General features: G+C 63.4%; 14 protein-coding genes. 8 read left to right on the top strand and 6 right to left on the bottom strand.

Annotated elements, in window-relative coordinates:
• Nucleotides 1–7 precede the first annotated feature (7 nt).
• Both TO66_RS19125 and TO66_RS19130 read right to left on the bottom strand, forming a co-directional pair.
• Nucleotides 8–772 carry an IclR family transcriptional regulator gene (locus TO66_RS19125; RefSeq protein WP_044463738.1) on the bottom strand — a complete coding sequence of 255 codons (765 nt, stop codon included), beginning with the start codon at nucleotides 770–772 and terminating at the stop codon, nucleotides 8–10.
• 216 nt (nucleotides 773–988) lie between these two features.
• Entirely contained in the window at nucleotides 989–1378 is a 390-nt protein-coding gene (locus TO66_RS19130; RefSeq protein WP_044463739.1) for a RidA family protein, read from the bottom strand.
• Between the two features lie 901 nt (nucleotides 1379–2279).
• On the opposite strand from TO66_RS19130, the gene TO66_RS19135 reads away from it, so the two are divergent.
• The 3 genes from TO66_RS19135 (at nucleotide 2280) to TO66_RS19145 (ending at nucleotide 5675) form a co-directional block, all read left to right on the top strand.
• Nucleotides 2280–3071 carry a bifunctional 2-polyprenyl-6-hydroxyphenol methylase/3-demethylubiquinol 3-O-methyltransferase UbiG gene (locus TO66_RS19135; protein WP_044463740.1) on the top strand — a complete coding sequence of 264 codons (792 nt, stop codon included), beginning with the start codon at nucleotides 2280–2282 and terminating at the stop codon, nucleotides 3069–3071.
• Nucleotides 3072–3486: 415 nt separating this feature from the next.
• Nucleotides 3487–3969 (top strand): acyl-CoA thioesterase, encoded by a 483-nt coding sequence (locus TO66_RS19140; protein WP_044463741.1) that lies wholly within the window; start codon nucleotides 3487–3489, stop codon nucleotides 3967–3969.
• A gap of 56 nt (nucleotides 3970–4025) precedes the next feature.
• Nucleotides 4026–5675, top strand: a complete 1650-nt coding sequence (locus TO66_RS19145; RefSeq protein WP_044463742.1) for an FMN-binding glutamate synthase family protein — start codon at nucleotides 4026–4028, stop codon at nucleotides 5673–5675.
• A gap of 150 nt (nucleotides 5676–5825) precedes the next feature.
• Here the strand turns inward: TO66_RS19145 and TO66_RS32750 are convergent, their stop codons facing one another.
• Together TO66_RS32750 and TO66_RS19155 are read right to left on the bottom strand one after the other, a co-directional pair.
• Nucleotides 5826–6809 carry a fimbrial protein gene (locus TO66_RS32750; protein ID WP_082061117.1) on the bottom strand — a complete coding sequence of 328 codons (984 nt, stop codon included), beginning with the start codon at nucleotides 6807–6809 and terminating at the stop codon, nucleotides 5826–5828.
• Between the two features lie 244 nt (nucleotides 6810–7053).
• Entirely contained in the window at nucleotides 7054–7848 is a 795-nt protein-coding gene (locus tag TO66_RS19155; RefSeq protein ID WP_044463743.1) for a helix-turn-helix transcriptional regulator, read from the bottom strand.
• A gap of 84 nt (nucleotides 7849–7932) precedes the next feature.
• Here TO66_RS19155 and TO66_RS19160 point away from each other — a divergent pair, with 84 nt between their 5' ends.
• From TO66_RS19160 to TO66_RS19180, 5 genes are all read left to right on the top strand, one after another.
• Nucleotides 7933–8931 carry a bile acid:sodium symporter family protein gene (locus TO66_RS19160; protein ID WP_044463744.1) on the top strand — a complete coding sequence of 333 codons (999 nt, stop codon included), beginning with the start codon at nucleotides 7933–7935 and terminating at the stop codon, nucleotides 8929–8931.
• A gap of 217 nt (nucleotides 8932–9148) precedes the next feature.
• A complete protein-coding gene (locus TO66_RS19165; protein WP_044463745.1) occupies nucleotides 9149–10930 on the top strand; it encodes a hypothetical protein in 1782 nt (593 codons plus the stop codon).
• A 124-nt stretch (nucleotides 10931–11054) separates the two neighbouring features.
• Complete coding sequence (locus TO66_RS19170; protein WP_044463746.1) at nucleotides 11055–12131, top strand: diguanylate cyclase; 1077 nt, start codon at nucleotides 11055–11057, stop codon at nucleotides 12129–12131.
• 91 nt (nucleotides 12132–12222) lie between these two features.
• Nucleotides 12223–13197 carry a two-component system response regulator gene (locus tag TO66_RS19175; protein ID WP_044463747.1) on the top strand — a complete coding sequence of 325 codons (975 nt, stop codon included), beginning with the start codon at nucleotides 12223–12225 and terminating at the stop codon, nucleotides 13195–13197.
• Between the two features lie 20 nt (nucleotides 13198–13217).
• Entirely contained in the window at nucleotides 13218–14135 is a 918-nt protein-coding gene (locus tag TO66_RS19180; RefSeq protein ID WP_044463748.1) for a LysR family transcriptional regulator, read from the top strand.
• Here TO66_RS19180 and TO66_RS19185 read toward each other — a convergent pair.
• Both TO66_RS19185 and TO66_RS19190 read right to left on the bottom strand, forming a co-directional pair.
• Nucleotides 14132–17758, bottom strand: coding sequence for a PAS domain-containing protein (locus TO66_RS19185; protein WP_052506174.1), 3627 nt, complete (start codon nucleotides 17756–17758; stop codon nucleotides 14132–14134). The genes TO66_RS19180 and TO66_RS19185 overlap by 4 nt on opposite strands.
• Nucleotides 17759–17828: 70 nt before the next feature.
• On the bottom strand, nucleotides 17829–19277 hold the full coding sequence (locus TO66_RS19190) for a TolC family outer membrane protein (protein WP_044463749.1): 1449 nt from the start codon (nucleotides 19275–19277) through the stop codon (nucleotides 17829–17831).
• Nucleotides 19278–19358 lie beyond the last annotated feature (81 nt).

Consider the following 19358-nt stretch of genomic DNA (forward strand, 5'->3'; position numbering starts at 1 on the left):
ACAGGCATTAGTCGTTGATACGGCGGGCCAGGTGATTCGCGCTGTCGATCAGCACCCGGCGGTAGTGGTCATAATGGTTCTGCGCATCGGCCCGCGGCGCGACGATGCACAGGGTGCAGACGCACACCCCGCGCGCATCCCGCACTGGCGCGGCGAAGCAATGGGTGAAGGTGTCGGCCACGCTGTCGAACGAGAAAAAACCCGCCTCGGTGGCCTGGCGGATTTCCGTCAAGAAGGTCGCCAATGGCAGGCGCTCGCCGTCGGGAAGAATGAAGTCGCGCTCGTCGATCAACTCGACAATCTGCTCATCGCTCAAATGCCCCAGCAGCAGGCGCCCGGACGCGGTCCAGGGCAGCGGCGCGTTCTCGCCGATGTCCGAGGAAATACGGAAATGCCGCTCCCCCTCCTTCATCAGCGCCACGGTGTACTTGCGCCCGTTGAGCAGGCACATCTGTGCGGTTTCATGGGTCTGGCGGACGATTTCCTGCAAGGCCGAATCGGCCTCGCGGGTCAGGTCGAAATGGCGCAAATGCGCCTGCCCCAGGAAATACAACTGCCGCCCCAGGTACACATGCCCATCCTGGCCCACCGGCTCCAGGATGCGCCGCTCCAGCAACGACGCCACCAGCTCGTACACCGTGGACTTGGGGCTGCCCACGCCCTTGGCAATATCGTTGGGCCGCAGCGGCTGGCCGATCTCCTTGAGGAAATCGAGAATATCGAACGCCCGGTCCAACCCCTTGGCCCGACGCTTGATGCTGTCTTCGGTCATATCAGAACCATTCCATAAAAAGTGGCGTGGCCATCTACGTAGCCCCCGAAATCGCACACGTCCTGTAGCCGCTGCCGAGCTTTGGCGAGGCTGCGATCGACCGCAACGCGGGCGCATGGATCTCAAAATCGCCGCGTCCCCTTCGGGGCCGATCGCAGCCTCGCTAGGGCTCGACAGCGGCTACAGCCCTACAGCCATCCACAGAAGCGCCGCAAGTCAGCCCTTCTTCTTAAAGGCCACACAATCGATCTCAACCTTGCAATCCACCATCATGCTGGCCTGCACACAGGCCCGCGCCGGCGCATGCTCCGGCTTGAAATACTCGCCAAACACCTTGTTGAAACTCCAGAAGTCCCGCGGGTCCTCCAACCACACCCCGACCCGCACCACATCCTCCAGCCCATACCCCGCCTCCTCCAGGATCGCCACCAGATTGCGCATCGTCTGATGCGTCTGCTCGACGATGCCGCCGGTGATGATTTCACCGTCCAGCGCCGGCACCTGACCGGATACGTACAACCAACCGTCGGCCTCAACGGCCCGGGCGAAAGGACGGGGTTGGCCACCGCCAGCGGTGCTGCCGGTGCCGTAGCGAGTGATGCTCATGGGAGTTCTCCTGGAGAAGGTTGAGCAGAATAAGCTGTTCCCAAAAAGGCGCTTCGCGTAATCCCAGGAAACAATTATTCCGCTACAACGGAAACAAATATATAACAACGGAAAATTTAAGAGAGTGTGACATGGGAAAGAGAGGGATAACAGAGGACAGGCAACACAGCTGGACCCAAGGAGATTGAGAACAGGCCTGAAATAAATGCTGCTACCCCCATTTACTCAGCCATTAACGACGGCTCGTGTAAGGCGTTTCTATATCTGATGTAAACATGCCCTCCAGGCTTGTTACCCCGGACTCGCCGTTAGGGGCAGTCATTTCAAGGTTTTTCGCTCCATCATTGGGGTACATATCCGTTGCTGCGGTAACGGCCACTGGCGGTTCCGCTCTTACAGCGGCTCACTTTGGAAAATCCGGAATGCCGGCCCAGGCCAAAGTAAGCAAAACGCTCTTGCCCCTCCACTCGGTGCCTTGCTGAGGCTCGGCATGCCTGCGTTCGGCCATCGTGGTTAACGGGGCGCTCAGATCAAAAGCAAGACGGCGGCCTACCGGCCGGCCTGGCTGAGAAGGTGGTCTCCGTAGCCGCTGCCGAGCCTTGGCGAGGCTGCGATCGAGGCCGCAGGACTCGCCAAGGCAGGCACCGCGTTTTTCCAGATTCAACGAGGTGGCAGGCTTGGCGGCCCTACGGGCCGATCGCAGCCTCGCCAAGGCTCGACAGCGGCTACAGGGTTCGGCGCCGGCCGATAGGTCGCGTTTGGCTTTTTGATCTTGAGCTCTCGTCCCATCGGCAGGCTTCGTTCCGGTGCTCACCTGCAATGTCGCCGCCTCATGCGAATCCACCCGCGGCCGATAGTGTGGGAGGCTCACCACTCTCGACGTCTTATTTCAGGGTTATCGATGGAAATTCCATACAGCGTCAGGCTTTCATTTTTTGATTTCTGGAAGGGGCTCTTCAAAGGCACGCTGTTCATCCAGAGGCGTTTGCGGGGGCATTTGAAGGAGCAGCAGAGGAACTGGCCAAAGAAGCAGCAATACAGCCAGGGATATTTCTATCAGGGCCTGGAAGAGCTGGGGATCACAGGCCTGAAGCCTACCGGTTTTAGGTTCAAGCAATACGCTGTCGACGAAGAATTGAAGGGCGCCGACGTACTGGACATCGGCAGCAACTGCGGTTTTGTCTCGGTCTATTGTTCGCGCCTGGCGAAATCGGTGACGGCCGTCGAACTCAACCCGTTTCTCAATAAAGTGGCGAAGGACACCGCGCGTTATTTGAAGCGCGACAACATAGAGTTCATAGAAAGCGATTTTTCGGTATTTACCACCGATAAGAAATTCGATGTCGTGCTGTCGTTTTCCAATCACCACACCATTGATGGCAACCTCAACATGGGGTTTGAAAACTACATGAAGCACCTGGCGTCGCTGCTCAAGCCGGGTGGTTACCTGCTGTTCGAAAGCCACAATGTTTTCGGGCCAGGTGCAGGCAATGTCGGTGATGACGGCGATATGGACGAAAAAATCCAAATCATGAATACCTACTTCGCCATAGAACGCTACCGAATGGTCCACTGTTACATGCGGCACATGGTCGATGATGTCGATAAGCTCTTCATCGTTGCGCGGCTCGTGGACAACCCGCCGAAGACGGACTTCAGTCTTAAGCAAGCAATCCGTCGCTATCACTATTGATCCCGCATTCGATCTTTTGCCACCGATGACGCCGTCCCAAAACGGCGGCGCCAGCATGGATGCTAGCGCGGGCTATCGAGCGTCGACGGTGCACAGGGAACCATCGCAATCGCAGTAAAGCGGATAGGGGCCCCCGCCTCTGTTCCATCGCTCAAATCGTGGATTCAGGTTTGGCGGGCGCAGGCGCCCGATCGCAGTCTCGCTGGGGCTCGGCAGCGGCTACAGAGTCTGCGTAGCGCCTAAGCCATCGAATAGTCCCGCGCATTGTTGCAATCCTCGCAACAGCTCATTTCAAAAGATAGCTAGCTAACTATCTACGCTTCTTATTACCCTCCAGACCTCCAGCCAAAAGCTGCCCGCAGGCTCTAGACCCAACTCTACGGCGCATCGGGCAGCACTGATGATGAGGTCCCCCATGGAACCAGGCAGTTATCAACTGAGCATGAGCGTGCTCATGACGCCCGACAAAGCCAACTTCTCCGGCAACGTGCACGGCGGCGCCCTGCTCAAGCTGCTCGACGAAGTGGCTTTCGCCTGCGCCAAGCGTTATGCCGGGCGTTACGTGGTCACGTTGTCGGTGGATCAGGTGATCTTCAAGGAACCGATTCACGTCGGCGAACTGGTGACCTTCCTCGCCTCGGTCAACTACACCGGCCGCACGTCGATGGAGGTCGGGGTCAAGGTGATGACCGAGAACATCCACGAGCGCACGGTGCGCCATACCAACAGTTGCTACTTCACCATGGTCGCCGTCGACCCCGACGGGCGCCCGCACCCGGTGCGCGCCTTCGTGCCGGAAACCGCCATCGAAAAACGCCGCTACGCCCAGGGCCTGCTGCGCAAGCAGCAGCGTCAGGAACTGCAGGAGCGCTACCAGCAGATCCGCAACTCGGAGTGAGACCTCCCTGCTTGCCCGCCTGAACCCATGTCTTGCGATTTGCCCAAGGAACGACCATGAAAATATCGCTGTTGAGTCGCTACGCGGCCCTGACCCTGTGCCTTGTCCTTACCTTGTCCGGCCTGCTGTTCTGGCCCGCCAGCCTTTGGGGCCAGGGGCTGATCGTCCTGGCCGGGGTGCTGAGCCTGGTGGGCCTCAACGACCTGCTGCAAAGCCATCACGCCGTGCGCCGCAATTACCCGATCATCGGCAATATCCGTTACCTGATCGAATCGATCCGCCCGGAAATCCGCCAGTACCTGCTGGAAGGCGATGACGAGAAGCTGCCCTTCTCCCGTGCGCAACGCTCGATGGTCTACGCCCGCGCCAAGAACCAGCCGGCGGAAAAGGCCTTCGGCACCCTGGCCGATGTCTACCAACCCGGCTTCGAGTTCATCAGCCACTCGATGGTCCCCGGCGATGCCTGCGACCCCAGCCAGTTCCGCGTGGTGGTCGGCGGGCCGGACTGCCTGCAACCCTACAGCGCCTCGGTGTTCAACATCTCGGCGATGAGCTTCGGCGCGCTGAGCGCCAACGCCATTCGCGCCCTGAACAAAGGCGCGCGGCTCGGCGGCTTCGCCCATGACACCGGGGAAGGCAGCATCAGCCCCTACCACCAGGAATTCGCCGGCGACCTGATCTGGGAAATCGGCAGCGGCTACTTCGGCTGTCGCACCCTGGACGGCCATTTCGATGCCCAACGCTTCTCCGAGCAGGCCAGCCACCCGCAAGTGAAGATGATCGAGATCAAGCTCAGCCAGGGCGCCAAGCCGGGGCATGGCGGGATCCTGCCCAAGCACAAGGTCACCGCCGAAATCGCCCGGACCCGCGGGGTGCAGATGGGCCAGGACTGCGTGTCGCCGGCGCGGCATTCGCAGTTCAGTACGCCCATGCAGTTGCTGGAATTCATCGTCAAGCTGCGCAACCTGTCCGGCGGCAAGCCGGTGGGTTTCAAGTTCTGCGTGGGTCACCCGTGGGAGTTCATGGCGATCGTCAAGGCCATGCTCGAGACCGGGATCCAGCCGGACTTTATCGTGGTCGACGGCAAGGAAGGCGGCACCGGCGCCGCGCCGCGGGAGTTCACCGACAATATCGGCATGCCGATGCGCGAGGGCCTGCTGTTCGTGCATAACACCCTGGTGGGCGCGGGGCTGCGGTCGCAGATCAAGCTGGGCGCCAGCGGCAAGGTGATCAGCGCCTTCGACATCGCCAGCGTGCTGACCATCGGCGCCGACTGGGTCAATGCCGCGCGCGGCTTCATGTTCGCCATCGGCTGCATCCAGTCGCAAAGCTGCCACACCAACAAATGCCCTACCGGCGTCGCCACCCAGGACCCGCTGCGCCAGCAGGCACTGCAGGTCACGGACAAGGCCGAGCGGGTGCACAATTTCCACCGCAACACCCTGGTGGCCCTTGGCGAAATGCTCAGCGCCGCCGGCCTCGACCACCCCGCGCAACTGCAGGCCAAGCACCTGGTGCGCCGCCTGACCACCACCGAAGTCCGGCTGTTCTCGCAGATCCACGTGTTCCTCGAACCCGGCGAGTTGCTGCAACGGCCGATCAGCTCGGAGTTCTATGCGCGCATGTGGAACATGGCCCAGGCCCAGAGCTTCGCGCCGCTGGCCGTGGCGGCGCCGAGCAAGGCGGAGCGGCTGACGCCGGCTTAAGGCGAGTATTGGTCAATGCGCTGAATGAACAGGCACCGCATCCAGGATCGAGGGTGCGGCGGCCGCTGCAGAGGCCGGAACAGCTTTTGCCATTCCTTCCAGCCCTTCTTCCAGCACTCACCGGCTTATCCAAACCACGCCGCTGGTCCCTTAGTTGTAATCCAGTACATAGATCAAGGAAGCGTCCGCCCTGCCGGGCTTCAACGTTTTACCATTGGGAACATACCTCGCAGTACCTTCGAAACCATAATAGGCTTCAAGGTCATTGCCACGGAGCCACGTCAGGCCAATGGATTTGGCCCGGTCCTTGAAGGGCAACTTGTTTCCTCTGCCATCGAGTACCGCGATAGCCACCCCCGTCGCCGAGCCAGGCTCGCCTTCCCTATTGATCCGAAGAAGCCCATCCGGGGTAACGTCCCCATCAAAGTAAACCCTTACCGGGCTGGTCGCTCCCAAAGACCCCGAACACTTCGCCTCGAATGCCATTCTTTTACTCGGAGCACGATCGGAGGCAATGACAACGGTGTTCGTAGTCCCCATTAACACCGTAACGGGATGGGTGGCCGTAGCGCATGCCATCATGTAGATATCTTGCGAAAAGTTGAGCTTCACATTCCTGGCATCAAAGATGATCAGAGGACTTCCATTCACATTTAATGAAGCAGAATAATTAATATCGATGACGCCTTTCCTGGCAATCTGACTACCTGTGCGTATGAACTTGATAACCATGGTAGTGGGAATAAACAACGAACTCCCCGGATCCACTATGGCCTTATAAGGCCCAGCGACATGTACATCCGTACTGTTGGGAAAAAAGCTGAACCCTATCTGAACTTCTACACCTTCAACATTTGTCTTATACCTTGCTGGTCCCGAGCCTGGCACCATTGAACTGTCATCGATCACAAACTCAACCGGAGTTTGCCTGTCACAGTTGCCCACCCTCCCCGAGGTCGAGCGACCTTGTATATGCTCATACATACTGCTACCAACAGCGACGTGGCGCGTCACGATACTACTGACGCTGCCCGGAAAACGAATAACTTCCAGGGTACTTGGAGCAGTGACACAAGCTGCAAAAGCTATATTTCCAAACAATAAAAAAACAAGAAAAGCCGATATTTTTGCCATGAACCATTGACTCTACCCGATGAAAAACCGCTCAATTATCGCCTGAACGGAAAATCAAGCTCCACCGTCAAACATCAGATTAAGAATCGTCTTAAAACTCAAAATACTTCCTTCCGAAAAACTCATAAAACAAAGCACTTGGAAATTCGACAAAACAAGTAGAACGCAATAAGAAAAATCTGATTACCCTACTTTTCGTTGAGTCCACTTGTAACTATTGAATTCGCCATCGGTCGTTGCCGTTTTACCCCTGACGAAAAAACTCCCCCGGCGTCTCATCGAACTGCTGCCTGAATGCGGCGATAAAGGCCGAGGTCGAGTCATAACCACAGGCCAGCGCCACATCCGTGACCCGCTCGCCCTGCTCCAGCGGGGTCAGGGCGCCGAGCAGGCGCAAACGCTGGCGCCAGGCGCGGAAGGTCAGGCCGGTGTCGTGCAGGAACAGCCGGCTCAGGGTCTTTTCCGCCACCCCCAACTTCCCGCTCCACTGCCCCAGGGTGGTGGGCTGGTCGGGGTGGGCTTGCAGGCTGCGGTAGATCTGCCGCAGGCGCGGGTCCTGGGGCAGAGGCAGCATCAGGTCGAGCTGTGGCGCGGCGGCCAGTTGGTCCAGCAGCACCTGGGCCAGGCGGCCGTCGGCGCCGTCTTCGGCGTATTCCACCGGCAATTCGCTGAAGGCGCGGATCAGTTCCCGCAACAGGCTGCTCACCGCCAGCACCTGGCAGCTGTCGCCAGCCCAGGCGGTGACGCGACAATCCAGGTACAGGCTGCGCATTTCGGTACGCGGCGAGCTGAACACCTTGTGCGGCATGCCGGCGGGAATCCACACCGCCCGCTGCGGCGGGGCGACGAAACGCCCGGCGCTGGTCTGCACCTCCAGCACGCCCTGGATGGCGTAGGACAATTGCACCCACGGATGGCTGTGGCGCCGGGTCAGCGCGCGGTTGGGCAGCGATTCGGTGCGCCCGTACACCGGCCGCGGCAGGCTCGGCAGACCGGGAATACTGCGGCGGACGATCTTTTCATGTCCTTTAGGCGGCATTTACTGGCTCATTGGCGTTAGTCGGCAGTCCGGCATCACGTTAGAGTCGCCCCACCGCCCTGGCAACCCCTGGATGATTTCGTTATGAGCCGTTCCCGACTTCTGCCCGACAATTTCACCCTGACCCTGGTCGGCGTGGTGCTGCTGGCCAGCTTCCTGCCAGCCAGCGGCCAGGTGGCCACAGGCTTCAGCTGGCTGACCAACGCCGCCATCGCCCTGCTGTTCTTCCTCCATGGCGCCAAGCTGTCGCGCGAGGCGATCATCGCCGGCGCCGGCCACTGGCGCCTGCACCTGCTGGTGTTCAGCCTGACCTTCGTGCTGTTCCCGCTCCTCGGCCTGGCGCTCAAGCCGCTGCTATCGCCGCTGATCGGCAACGAGCTGTACCTGGGCATGCTCTATCTTTGCGCCCTGCCCGCCACGGTGCAGTCGGCGATTGCCTTCACCTCCCTGGCACGGGGCAACGTGCCGGCGGCCATTTGCAGCGCGGCAGCCTCCAGCCTGTTCGGGATCTTCCTCACCCCGCTGCTGGTGACCCTGCTGCTGAATGTGCACGGCGATGCCGGCTCGACCCTGGATGCGATCGTGAAGATCAGCGTGCAACTGTTGCTGCCCTTCATTGCCGGGCAGATCGCCCGCCGCTGGATCGGTGCCTGGGTGGGCCGCAACAGGAACTGGCTGAAATTCGTCGACCAGGGCTCGATCCTGCTGGTGGTCTACGGCGCCTTCAGCGAGGCGGTGAACGAAGGCATCTGGCACCAGATCCCGCTGTGGCAACTGGCCGGGCTGGTCGTCGCCTGCTGCGTGTTGCTGGCCCTGGCGCTGCTGGCCTCCAGCCTGCTGAGCAAACTGTTCGGCTTCAACCAGGAAGACCGCATCACCATCCTGTTCTGCGGCTCGAAGAAGAGCCTGGCCACCGGCGTGCCCATGGCCCAGGTGCTGTTCGCCGGCAGCACCATGGGCGTGCTGATCCTGCCGCTGATGCTGTTCCACCAGATCCAGCTGATGGTCTGCGCGGTGCTGGCCCAGCGTTACGCCAAGCGCCCGGAGTCGGTGCCGGAGTTGATGGCGCAGGTCGATCCCTGAGTGCTCGGTGCCTGAATCTCGCACACCCTGGCAGGAGCTGGGGTTTGTGTTTTTGTCGGGGACGACTAGCCGGTGGCATACTGCCGGCCTTTTGCCACCCGGCGATCCTACAGGGAAGTTTTTATGCGTGTTCCGCTTATGCCTCGGGCTTTGTCCCATCCCTCCGTGCCCTTCAGGCTCCAGGCCGCCACCGTCCGCAGCGTGAAGGAGTAAGCCGATGGCCGTTCCCCATGGGCGTTCGTTAGCGGACTTTCTGCCATTGAAGCCTGCCGAAAAACTTCTTCTGGAAAACGCGTTGTCGGGAGTGATAACCGAACTTTCGGCGCAACGCCCCAGCACCGCCACCTCAGCAAACACCATTCGGGCAGGCTTCCTGCGCTTTCTGATTCTGGGTGGCGACGAGTTGAACCCCGTCCATGAACTCGGGGTGATGTTGAAGGGAGCCTCTATCGAAGGCGATCTGGAGCTCAGGGAAACCCAGATCAACGCGAGCATCACGCTAATCCATTGCGATCTGCAGAATCTGAGCCTGAGAGGCGCATCGGTAAGAGGCACCCTCAATCTTGCCCACAGCCACTGTAAAAGTCTCAAAGCCGATCTGATGTCGGTTTCGGGCGCGATGTACCTGGACCATCTGACGACCAGGGAATGCATGAATCTGCAGAAATCCGAGATTGGTGCTTCCTTGTTGTTGCGTGGCACTCGCCTGGATGGCCAGGGTGGCTATGCCTTGGTCGCGGACGGCCTGGTCGCTCACAGTGTCCAATTCGCAGACCAGTTCATCGCGCTCGGTGAGGTCTGCCTGAACGGGGCGGTCATCAAAGGACAGCTCAATTGTCGGGACTGTAGTTTCAAGGCGACGGATGGGTCGGCACTGAGCGCCGACGGCATCACTGTCCAAGGGAGCGCCTTTCTCACCACCGGGTTTCACTCTCAGGGGCCCGTCAGATTTTCTGGCGCCCATATCAGGGGGCAATTCAGCCTCAAAGAGGCTCGTTTTGAAGGAACGGACAAAGAAGAGAACGGCAAGACATTGATCGTTCAAGATGCCCATGTCGAGGGTGTCCTGATCCTGACAAAGCTGGCCGTCCCTCTTGATAACGCGACCCTCAGCAGCTCCCACGTGGGCACCCTGCACGATGACGCGAGCACCTGGGGCAAGGAAATCGGCCTCAATGGGTTCACCTACGATTTCCTGACAACCGAGGCGCCCTTGAGAGCCCAGGAACGGATCGACTGGCTCGATCGGCAGATACCGGCAAACACCGGGGCGGACGGCCTTAAAGGTTCGGCCAGCAAATTCCGCCCGCAGCCCTGGCGTCATCTTCAGCACGTCCTGGAAGACATGGGCCATGCGGAGGAAGCTCGCGCCGTAGGCGTGGCATTCGAAAAACGCCTGCGCAAAGTCGGTCTGATTGGCCAGCCCCCCGCTGGCATGCCTCGCGGCCTGCAGTGGCTGTACCGCCTACCCGCCTTGGGCCTGCATTCGCTCTACGGCCTTTTCACCGGCTTCGGTTACCGCCCCATGCGCCTGCTCGCCTGGTTCTTCGGCACCTGGCTGGTATGCACCAGTGTCTACTGGTACGCCGCCGTCGAACACCAGGTGTTCGCCCCCAGCAACCCGCTGGTGTTCCAGAACGAGGTGTACGCCAGTTGTACCCCCGAATATGGCGAGGCCTGGCAACGCCTCCACCCCGCCAGCGAGCGTCCTGCCGAGATTGGCAACTGGTACACCTGCAAGGCCCTGCGTGGTGAGTACACCGGCTTCAGCCCCGGTGCTTACTCGCTGGACATCCTGCTGTCGCTGGTCGACCTGCAACAGGAAAAAGACTGGGGCCCGATCACACCGACGCCCTTCCCTAGCTATTGGGATGAACTCAGGAATCTTGAATGGGGCCACGGCATCCGGCTCCTGATCTGGCTCCAAACCCTTATCGGCTGGGGCATCAGCCTGTTGCTGGTGGCGATCGTCTCCGGCCTGACCCGGCGCAAGGAATAAGCCGCGGCGCGCCCGCCCGCGTTGGACAAGCGCCCGGCCCGCTGCTTTCATTCAGCTCCTGGGCCACCTGCGGTCCGCGCGCGCCGGGCGGCCCCCGCCCACCCGTCCACCTCCAAGGCCCGCCATGCTCAAGACCCTTGAAGCGCAATTGCTGAAACAGGCGACGCCGCCGGCCCTCAAGGCCGAGTTCGCCCAGTACGATTTCGAACGGCTGCACCGTTTCTGCGTGCTGATCTACGTCGCCAGCATCTGCATCTGGCTGCTGTTCAACCTGATCGTCAGCTTCCCCGGCAAGCAGGGTTTCACCCTGTACTCGATGGCGTTCCTTGCCGCCCTGTCGATCAACGCCGTCGTGCTGGCCTTCATCCGCCAGGCCCGGCATTTCCAGTGGCTCAACCTGGTCTTCGTGCTGCTCATCGGCATCGGCATCCGCCTGATGATCGAAGGCCTGCCGCTCGAACTGCGCCCCGACTGGCTGCTGCTCGGCGCTTCGAGCATTCTCTACAGCGCTTCGGTGCTGCCGCTGCGGCGCTGGTCGTTCTTCGCCACCATCGCGCTGACCTGGGTGATCCTCGACCCCTTCGTCATGACCGGGATCTCGGTGCTGGAGCTGCGAGGCACCATGCTGCTGGTCTATGCGCTGTTCCTCACCGCCCTGACCCTCTACAGCTTCATCAAGCTGCGCCAGGCCAAGCTGCACACCTACATCATGTCCAAGCTGCTGCTGGAGCAGGCCTATAACGACACCCTGACCGGCATCCCCAACCGCCGCTCGTTCATGGCCCGGGCCAACGAACGCCTGCACGCCCGGCCGCGCGAACCGGACCACTACCTGGCGATGATCGACGTCGACAACTTCAAGAAGGTCAACGACCTGTACGGCCACGACAGCGGCGACGAAGTGCTCAAGCGGGTGGCCGCCGATATCCGCGAGGTCATGGCCGGCTTCGACTATGCGCGCCTGGGGGGCGAAGAGTTCGCCATCTACCTGGCGGGGGTGCGTCGCGACGACGTCCAGGCATTGGCCGAGCGCCTGTGCCGGGTGATCCGCGAAGCCGCCACGCCGCACCCGGTGACCGTCAGCATCGGCCTGGCCCGGGTAGGCGACAGCGACAGCCTGAACCAGGCACTGGTCAAGGCCGACCGGGCGCTGTACCACTCCAAGCACAGCGGCAAGGACCGCTACACCTTTGATGAATGAGCGCCACCCGCAAGCCCTGCGGCCATGCAGCGACGCGGCAGCACAAGGTAAATAGGATAAACTGCCGCCCTCTTCCCTCCAGGCCTCCGTCATGCCCGCCGAGCCCGCGTCCAAGCCCTATACCCTCCTGGCGATCGACGACGACCCGCAGTCGCTGATCGTGCTCTCGAAAACCCTGACCGCCGAGTATGAAGTGCTGCTGGCGAAGAACGGCGAGCGCGGCCTGGAACTGGCCCACAGTGCCAGCCCGGACCTGATCGTCCTCGACATCCTGATGCCCGGGATGGACGGTTTCCAGGTGCTCAGCGAGCTCAAGCGGCACCCGGCGACCGCGGCCATCCCGGTGATTTTCCTGACCTCGCGCAGCAGCGTCGAAGACGAGCGCCTGGGCCTGCTGCTGGGGGCCGCCGACTATATCGCCAAGCCGATTTCGCCGCCGGTGGTCCTGGCCCGGGTGGCGGCGCAACTGGGTTACCGCGACAAGCCCCTGCACAGCCCACGCGCGGCCGTCGAACCCTCGGCGGCCAGCGACATGCGCGACGGTTTCGTCAGCGCCCTGGCCCTGCAACTGGCCGACCATCCGCAGATCCGCCTGGAGGCCCTGCTCGATACCCTGTCCATCCTGCTCGATGCCAGCGTCGCCCAGGGCGATCCCGCGGCGTTTCGCGCCGCCGCCTGCCTGGCGCTGATGGGCCTCAACCAGCCCGGCCTCACGCCTGTCCAGGCACTGCCGCGCAGCCGCCAGTTGATCGAGGAGATACTCGGCCACGCCGACCCGGAGGACCCCCTGCTCAACCTCGCCTGGAAATTCACCCAGGCCGACGCCTTGCTCGCGGGCGACTGCGACCCCGCGACGCTCGACCGGCTCTCGCCCTGCAGCCAGCTGTTCGCCCTGGCGCTGAGCTATCACCTGAGCCTGCTGCAGCCCGGCGCCGACCTGCCCGAGCGGCACGCCCGGGCCATGCGGCAATTGCTCCGGCAGCCGGCGTTCGAGCGCTGCATTGGCACGGCCCCGGCTTCTCTCGCGGCGGCCCTGAGTTCGTCCCAGACCTTTCCCGGCCCTTGAACGGACAGCGAGCCTCGCCCATGCCTAACCTCTCAGACCTGGAGCTGTTCGTCCTGATCGCCGAGCTCGAGGGCCTGTCGCCCGCCGCGCGCATCATGTCGATCACCCCGGCCGCCGCCAGCCTGGCGCTCAAGCGCCTGGAAAACCGCCTCGGCGTGCGTCTGTTCACCCGCTCCACCCGCGCGATGAAACTCACCCCCGAAGGCATGCGTTACCTGGAGAGCGCGCAGCACGCCTTGAAGATCCTGGCCAACGGCAAGCGCTCGCTGACCCACGACGACGGCATGCTCGAACTCACCGTGTCGTCCGACCTGGGCCGGCACCTGCTGCTCGACCTGCTCACCCGGCTCAAGCAGCAACGACCGCGCCTGCATATCAAGCTGGCGCTGAGCGACAAGGAGGAAGACCTGCTCAAGGGCCGGTTCGATGCGGCGCTGCGCTACGGCAAGAGCCTGGCGCTGGACCTGGTGGAATTGCCCGTGCTCAAGCGTCATCACTTCATCGCCTGCGCCGCGCCCGAATACCTGGCCGAACAAGGCGAGCCCGCTTCGCCACAGCACCTGGGCGAGCACGAATGCATCATCTGCCACAGCATCGGCCGGCCGGAGACTCACTGGCGCTTCTATGCCCCCGGGCAGGTCGAGGAGGTGCGGGTGCAGGGGCATTTCTGCTGCGACGACGGCGACGCCGCGCGGCGCTGGGCGGTGGCCGGCCACGGCGTGGTCTACCTGCCTTTGCTGAATGTGGTCGAGGACCTGTTCGAGGGGCGCCTGCGGCCCCTGCTCGCTGGCTGGCAGGGCGACGCCGCGCCCCTGAGCCTGGTAGTCTCGCACCGCTCGCAAATCACCGACTCGCTGCGCGCGTTGCACCATTGCCTGGTCGAACACTGCACGGAGCGCATGGCGCGTTACCTGGACCTGATGCAACCGGCCTGCTAGCGCCCGCCCTTGGCGAGCAGTACGCCGAGCCGTTCGCCCGCCTGCTGGAAATCCAGCCGGTAGATCCGCTCTTGAATCTCCAGCAACGCAGCGCAAGGCGATTGCCCACACAACTCGTCGATCAGGTGCAAGGCTTGCGCGTTGTGGGTGCGCAGCAATTTGGCCAGGCGCTCCAGCCGCAGCCGCCGTTCGCAGTCCGTGCGCTCGCTCGCGTGCGGCGCCTGACCGGCTACCGGCGAGGCCAGCGAGACCAGGCCAGCCAGTACCGTCTCCAGGCACTGCGACAGGTGGGAGATCAGCGGTTGCAGATCGGCATCCCCGGCGCACTGCGCTTCCAATTGCCCGGCGGCCTGCCTGAGCGCCGTGGCGCCGACGTTGCCGGCCGCACCGCACAAGCCATGGGCGAGAAAGCCGATGGCTTGCCGGTCGCCGGCCGCGTGGGCCTGCCACAGGCGCTCGGCGTGGCGCCGATGGCTGTCGTGAAAATCGCGCAGCAGTTTCTGTTGCAAATTCGCGTCCTGGTTCACCACCGCCAGGCCGAGCGCCGCGTCGATTCCCGGGTAGTGTGCGCTGGGTAGGGTCTCGGCCAAGGCTGGCGGCGGCCCTGCCGGCGGAACGTCCTGCGCCTTGATCCAGCGCACCAGGGTCCGGTAGAACGCCGGGACATCCAGGGGTTTGCTGGCCAGGTCGCTCATCCCCGCCGCCAGCGCCAGCCCCTGGACATCGGCCAGGCTGCTGGCGGTCACGCCGATGATCGGCAGGGCGCGCAAGTGAGGGTAATCGCGGATCCGTCGAGCGGTGGCGTAGCCGTCCATCAGCGGCATCTGGCAATCCATCAGCACGCCGTCGCAACGCTCCCCCGCGAGCAGCCATTGCAAAGCCTCAAGGCCGTTGGCAACCATCACCACCTGTACCCCGGCGCGCTGCAACAGCCCCTGCAACACATCCTGGTTCAGGCGGTTGTCCTCCACCACCAGCACCCGCGTTCCCGCCAGCAGCCGCGCATAGTCGTTGAGCGTGCACAAGCCCGCCGCGTCGCCGCTCAGTTGCGGCGGGGCCAGCGTCGCACAGCCGCGGACCGGCAGCGCCGGCAGGCGCTGGCGCGGCAGGCTCAACTGCGCGGTGAACTTGAATACCGCGCCCTGTCCCGGCCGGCTGTGCACCCAGATATCGCCCTGCATCATCTGCACGATTTTCTTCGCGATGGTCAGCCCCAGGCCACTGCCGCCGTAGCGCCGGCTGATCGACAGATCCGCCTGGACGAAGGCGTTGAACAGCCGGGCCTGCTGCTCCTCGCTGAGGCCCACTCCGGTGTCACTGACGCTGAAGCACAACAGCAAATGGTCGTTCCACTGGCGCACCTGGCACACGCCGATGCAGACCTGCCCGGCCTCGGTGAACTTGATCGCGTTGTCCACCAGGTTGGTCAGCACCTGGGACAGGCGCAGCGGATCGCCGACATAACGCCGCGGCAGCGCCGCGGGAATGTCCAGGCTCAGGCGCAGCGCCTTGTCCTGCGCGCGCTGGCGCACCAGCAACAACACGTCGTCCACCAGTTCGCCGAGGTCGAAGCAGACCTGCTCCATGCTCAACTTGCCGGCCTCGATCTTCGACAGGTCGAGCACACCGTTGATGGTGCCCACCAGATGCTTGGCGGCGCGGTCGATCTTCTCCAGGTAATCGCGCTGCGCCGGCTCCTGCGGCAGGTCCAGCGCCAGGTGGGCCATGCCGATGATCGCGTTCAACGGCGTGCGGATCTCATGGGACATGCTGTCGAGAAACTCCGACTTGGCCTGGGTCGCCAGCTCCGCCTCGCGCCGCGACTGCTGGACCCGGGCTTCGGCCGCCTTGCGTTCGCCGATGTCGAAAATCACCCCGTCCAGGTACTGCGCCGCCCCGTCCACGACGATGGTCTGCCCCTTGTCGTAGACCCAGCGCACGTCCCCGCTGGCGGTGACGATGCGGTATTCGAGCATGTAGCTGGCGCAGTCCAGGCTGCGCTCGAAAATCGCCAGGTCGTCGGGATGCACCAGCTCGCGGTAGGGGTTGCCGCCCAGAAAATGCGCGGCGCAAAACCCGGTCAGGCCCTCGATCGCCTCGCTGACGAAAATCATCTGCCGCACGCTGCCCGGCAGGCTGCGGAACACCACCCCGGGGATATTGGCAATCATCGACTGCAGCCTGGTCTGGTTATCCACGATGGCCTGCTGCGCCTCGACCGAACGGGTAATGTCCTGCAACACCCCCGTGACCCGGCTGGCGGCGCCATTGGCATCGCGCTGCATGACCCTGCCGACGTCCAGCACCCACAACCAGCGCCCGCTTTTGCTGCGCATGCGGTACTCGGCGCGGTATTCGGCGGCGTCGTTGTTCAGGTGCGCCCTGAGCCTGGCCATGACCGGCTCGCGGTCCTCCGGGTGGACCAGCCCGGCCCAGCGATCCAGGCCGTTGCCGAAAGTCCGGTCCAGTTCCTCCTTGCTGTAGCCGAGTATCCGCAGCCAGACATCGTTGTTGATGACGATCCCCAGGCTGACGTTCCAGTCCCACAACCCCAGCGCTCCACTCTGCAGGGCCAGGTCCAGGCGCCGTTCGCTCTGCTCGATCCGAGCCACGTCGCGCCTGTGCCGCCGGGCATCGGCCAGCCGCCGCAGGCCGCCCCACAACAGCAGGAGAAACACCACCGCACTCAGGCCCTTGATCAACAGCACCTGTTCCGCTGGCAGCACCGCGTCCAGATCGCCCAGGGTGACCAGGGTCCAGGGCCCGCTCGGGTCGTTCCAGTCGAAATCGACCCGAGACAGGCTGTAGCGCCGGCCATCGAGCCTGACCAGCGCTTGCCGGCTATCGAACGGCAAGCGCTGGGGCACCCCGTTGGCGAACGGGTAGTCGCCGAACTGCCGGCGGACGGCGTCGCGAAACTCGCTGCCTGACCAGTCGCGGTCGGCCTTGAGCAGGAACTGCGGCGCGCTGGCGGCCAGCACCACGCCCCCGGGCGACAGGATCATCTTCAAGCCTTCGCCGTACTGCCTGCTCAGGCTGGCATCGAGCAGGTTGCCGTCGAAGCGCGCCACCAGCACCCCGATCACCTGGTCCTGGCGGGTGCGCGAGGCGTAGACCGGCACCGCCATGTAGAACATGCGGGTGCCGGTGGTCAGGCTGATCGCCCCGTAGACGCTGCTGCCGCCCTTGATGGCGACCTGGAAATAGGGCCGGAAGGCCACGTTCAGCCCCAGCGGCGCCCGGCCCTGCGGGTCATAGGCCGCCACGACCACACCGTCGCGGTTGAGCACGAACGCATGGTTGGCCCCCACCACCATCGACAGCGTCTTCAGCGGAATCGTCGCCCGCTCCAGCAGTCCGGCATCGGGCTCGTGGGCCTGGATCACCTGCTTGAGCGACGGGGTATGCCGCCCGAGCATCGACAGCGCACCGATGGCAAAACCGTCGGACTTCCACTGTTGCAGGTCCGCGGCGTGCTCCCGGGTCTGCAGCTCGACGCTGGCCCGGTAGACCTCCTCGACCTGCACGCGGTAGTAGTTGCCCAGCGCCACCGCGCCACCGATCGCGAGCGCCACGCCGAGGGCGTAGCAACACCGCCGGTTGCTGTCGAAGAAGTTGCTCAAGCCCTGCACCACCTAACCCCTTTACCTGATGAATCCTGTCATCGCCCCCTGCCGGTCGTGGCGACCATGCCTAACGACGCGCCAGCCGGCGCGGAAATTCCGGCGGCAGAAAATCGCGGTCCGGATCGTAGTCCGCCTTGAGGTATTCACCAAGCGCCTCAAGGTCGCGGGGCGACAGGGTGCCCACCGCTTGCTTGAGCCGCAGGGTGTCGAGAATGTAGTCGTAGCGGCTGTCGTTGTACTGGCGCACGGCGTTGTACAACTGGCGCTGCGCCTCCAGCACATCGACGATATTGCGGGTGCCGACCTGGAACCCCATCTGCGAGGCCAGCACCGCGCCCTGGTTGGAAATGATCGACTGGCCCCGCGCCCGGACCTGATCGACACCGCTATTGAGACCGCGGTGCAGATTGCGGGTCTGCTCCACCACCTGGCGCCGCAGGTCGTCGTTGAGGTATTCGCGCTGGTTCATCCGCTGGTAGGCCTCGCGCACCTGGGAACGGGTCTGGCCACCGCTGAACAACGGAATGTTCAGTTGCAGGCCGACCGAGCGCTGTTCGACGTTGCCGCCATAGCCGCTGCCGCGGATGTCGCTGTTGCCATAGCCGAGGTTGTCGTTGTCGCCGGTCTGGTAGCGCAGCACCGCGTCCAGGGTCGGCGCATGCCCGGCCTTGCGCGCGCTCAGGGTCTGCCGGGTGGCGTCCAGGGCCTGCTGGCTGGCTTGCAGCGTGAGGTTCTGGCGGACCGCGGTGGCGACCCAGCGCCGGGCGTCGTTGGGCTCCGGCAGCAGTATCGGCATGTCGTGGCGCACGCCCTGGATCGCCTCGTACTGCTGGTGGGTCAGGGTATCCAGCGCCTCGAAGGCATCGTCCATACGCTTCTTCGCCACGATCCGGTTGGCCTGCGCGGTGTCGTGCCCGGCCTGGGCCTGCAACACGTCGGTGCGGTCCGACAGGCCGTACTGCAAGCCTTTCTCGGCCAGTTCGAGCTGGCGCTTGAGCGCTGCCTCCTCGGCCTTGGCCGCCGCCAGCGCGTCCTGGGCCTTGAGCAGGCCGAAATAGGCCTGGGCGCTGTCGAGCATCAGTTTCTGCTCGGCGGCCGCCAGTTCCAGCTGGGCCTGTTGGTCCTCGGCCTCGGCGGCCTTGAGGGCGAACCAGCGGTCGGCACGGAAGATCGGCTGGTTGAGCACCGCCTGGTAGCTGGTGCCACTGCGCTGGGTGTCCTGCCGCGGCTGATGCAGGGAGGTGCTGGTGCTGTTGAGCTCGGCGTTGGCCGACAGTGTCGGCAACAGGCCGGCACGGGCCTGGGGCACGGCCTCGGCGCGCGCGGCCTGGTCGGCCCGGGCGGCGGCCAGGGCGCTGTTGTTCTGCCGGGCATCCTGATACACCCGCCAGAGGTCGCTGGGCAAAGCCCGGGGTGGGTACTGCCCGTTGGCGCCAGCCGGCGCAGCGGCCAGCAGCGGCAAGGCGAACAGCCAGCCGGCAAGGGCTCGCTGTCGAGAAATCATGGGGTTGTTCATGCTCTGTTCTACGTAAAGAAAGGGACGCTGAAGCCGGGCTCCAGCGTCGGAAAACAGGAGAGGCGTTGCGCCCCTCCTGCG

Origin of the sequence: Pseudomonas sp. MRSN 12121 (genome assembly GCF_000931465.1) — a bacterium.
Taxonomy (GTDB): domain Bacteria; phylum Pseudomonadota; class Gammaproteobacteria; order Pseudomonadales; family Pseudomonadaceae; genus Aquipseudomonas.

What these genes read in the sequence shown, in the direction of transcription:
- TO66_RS19135 (WP_044463740.1), top strand. Translation starts at nt 2,280, where the DNA reads ATGGAAATTCCATACAGCGTCAGGCTTTCATTTTTTGATTTCTGGAAG.
- TO66_RS19190 (WP_044463749.1), bottom strand. Translation starts at nt 19,277, where the DNA reads ATGAACAACCCCATGATTTCTCGACAGCGAGCCCTTGCCGGCTGGCTG.
- TO66_RS19145 (WP_044463742.1), top strand. Translation starts at nt 4,026, where the DNA reads ATGAAAATATCGCTGTTGAGTCGCTACGCGGCCCTGACCCTGTGCCTT.
- TO66_RS32750 (WP_082061117.1), bottom strand. Translation starts at nt 6,809, where the DNA reads ATGGCAAAAATATCGGCTTTTCTTGTTTTTTTATTGTTTGGAAATATA.
- TO66_RS19160 (WP_044463744.1), top strand. Translation starts at nt 7,933, where the DNA reads ATGAGCCGTTCCCGACTTCTGCCCGACAATTTCACCCTGACCCTGGTC.
- TO66_RS19155 (WP_044463743.1), bottom strand. Translation starts at nt 7,848, where the DNA reads ATGCCGCCTAAAGGACATGAAAAGATCGTCCGCCGCAGTATTCCCGGT.
- TO66_RS19170 (WP_044463746.1), top strand. Translation starts at nt 11,055, where the DNA reads ATGCTCAAGACCCTTGAAGCGCAATTGCTGAAACAGGCGACGCCGCCG.
- TO66_RS19175 (WP_044463747.1), top strand. Translation starts at nt 12,223, where the DNA reads ATGCCCGCCGAGCCCGCGTCCAAGCCCTATACCCTCCTGGCGATCGAC.
- TO66_RS19125 (WP_044463738.1), bottom strand. Translation starts at nt 772, where the DNA reads ATGACCGAAGACAGCATCAAGCGTCGGGCCAAGGGGTTGGACCGGGCG.
- TO66_RS19140 (WP_044463741.1), top strand. Translation starts at nt 3,487, where the DNA reads ATGGAACCAGGCAGTTATCAACTGAGCATGAGCGTGCTCATGACGCCC.
- TO66_RS19130 (WP_044463739.1), bottom strand. Translation starts at nt 1,378, where the DNA reads ATGAGCATCACTCGCTACGGCACCGGCAGCACCGCTGGCGGTGGCCAA.
- TO66_RS19180 (WP_044463748.1), top strand. Translation starts at nt 13,218, where the DNA reads ATGCCTAACCTCTCAGACCTGGAGCTGTTCGTCCTGATCGCCGAGCTC.
- TO66_RS19165 (WP_044463745.1), top strand. Translation starts at nt 9,149, where the DNA reads ATGGCCGTTCCCCATGGGCGTTCGTTAGCGGACTTTCTGCCATTGAAG.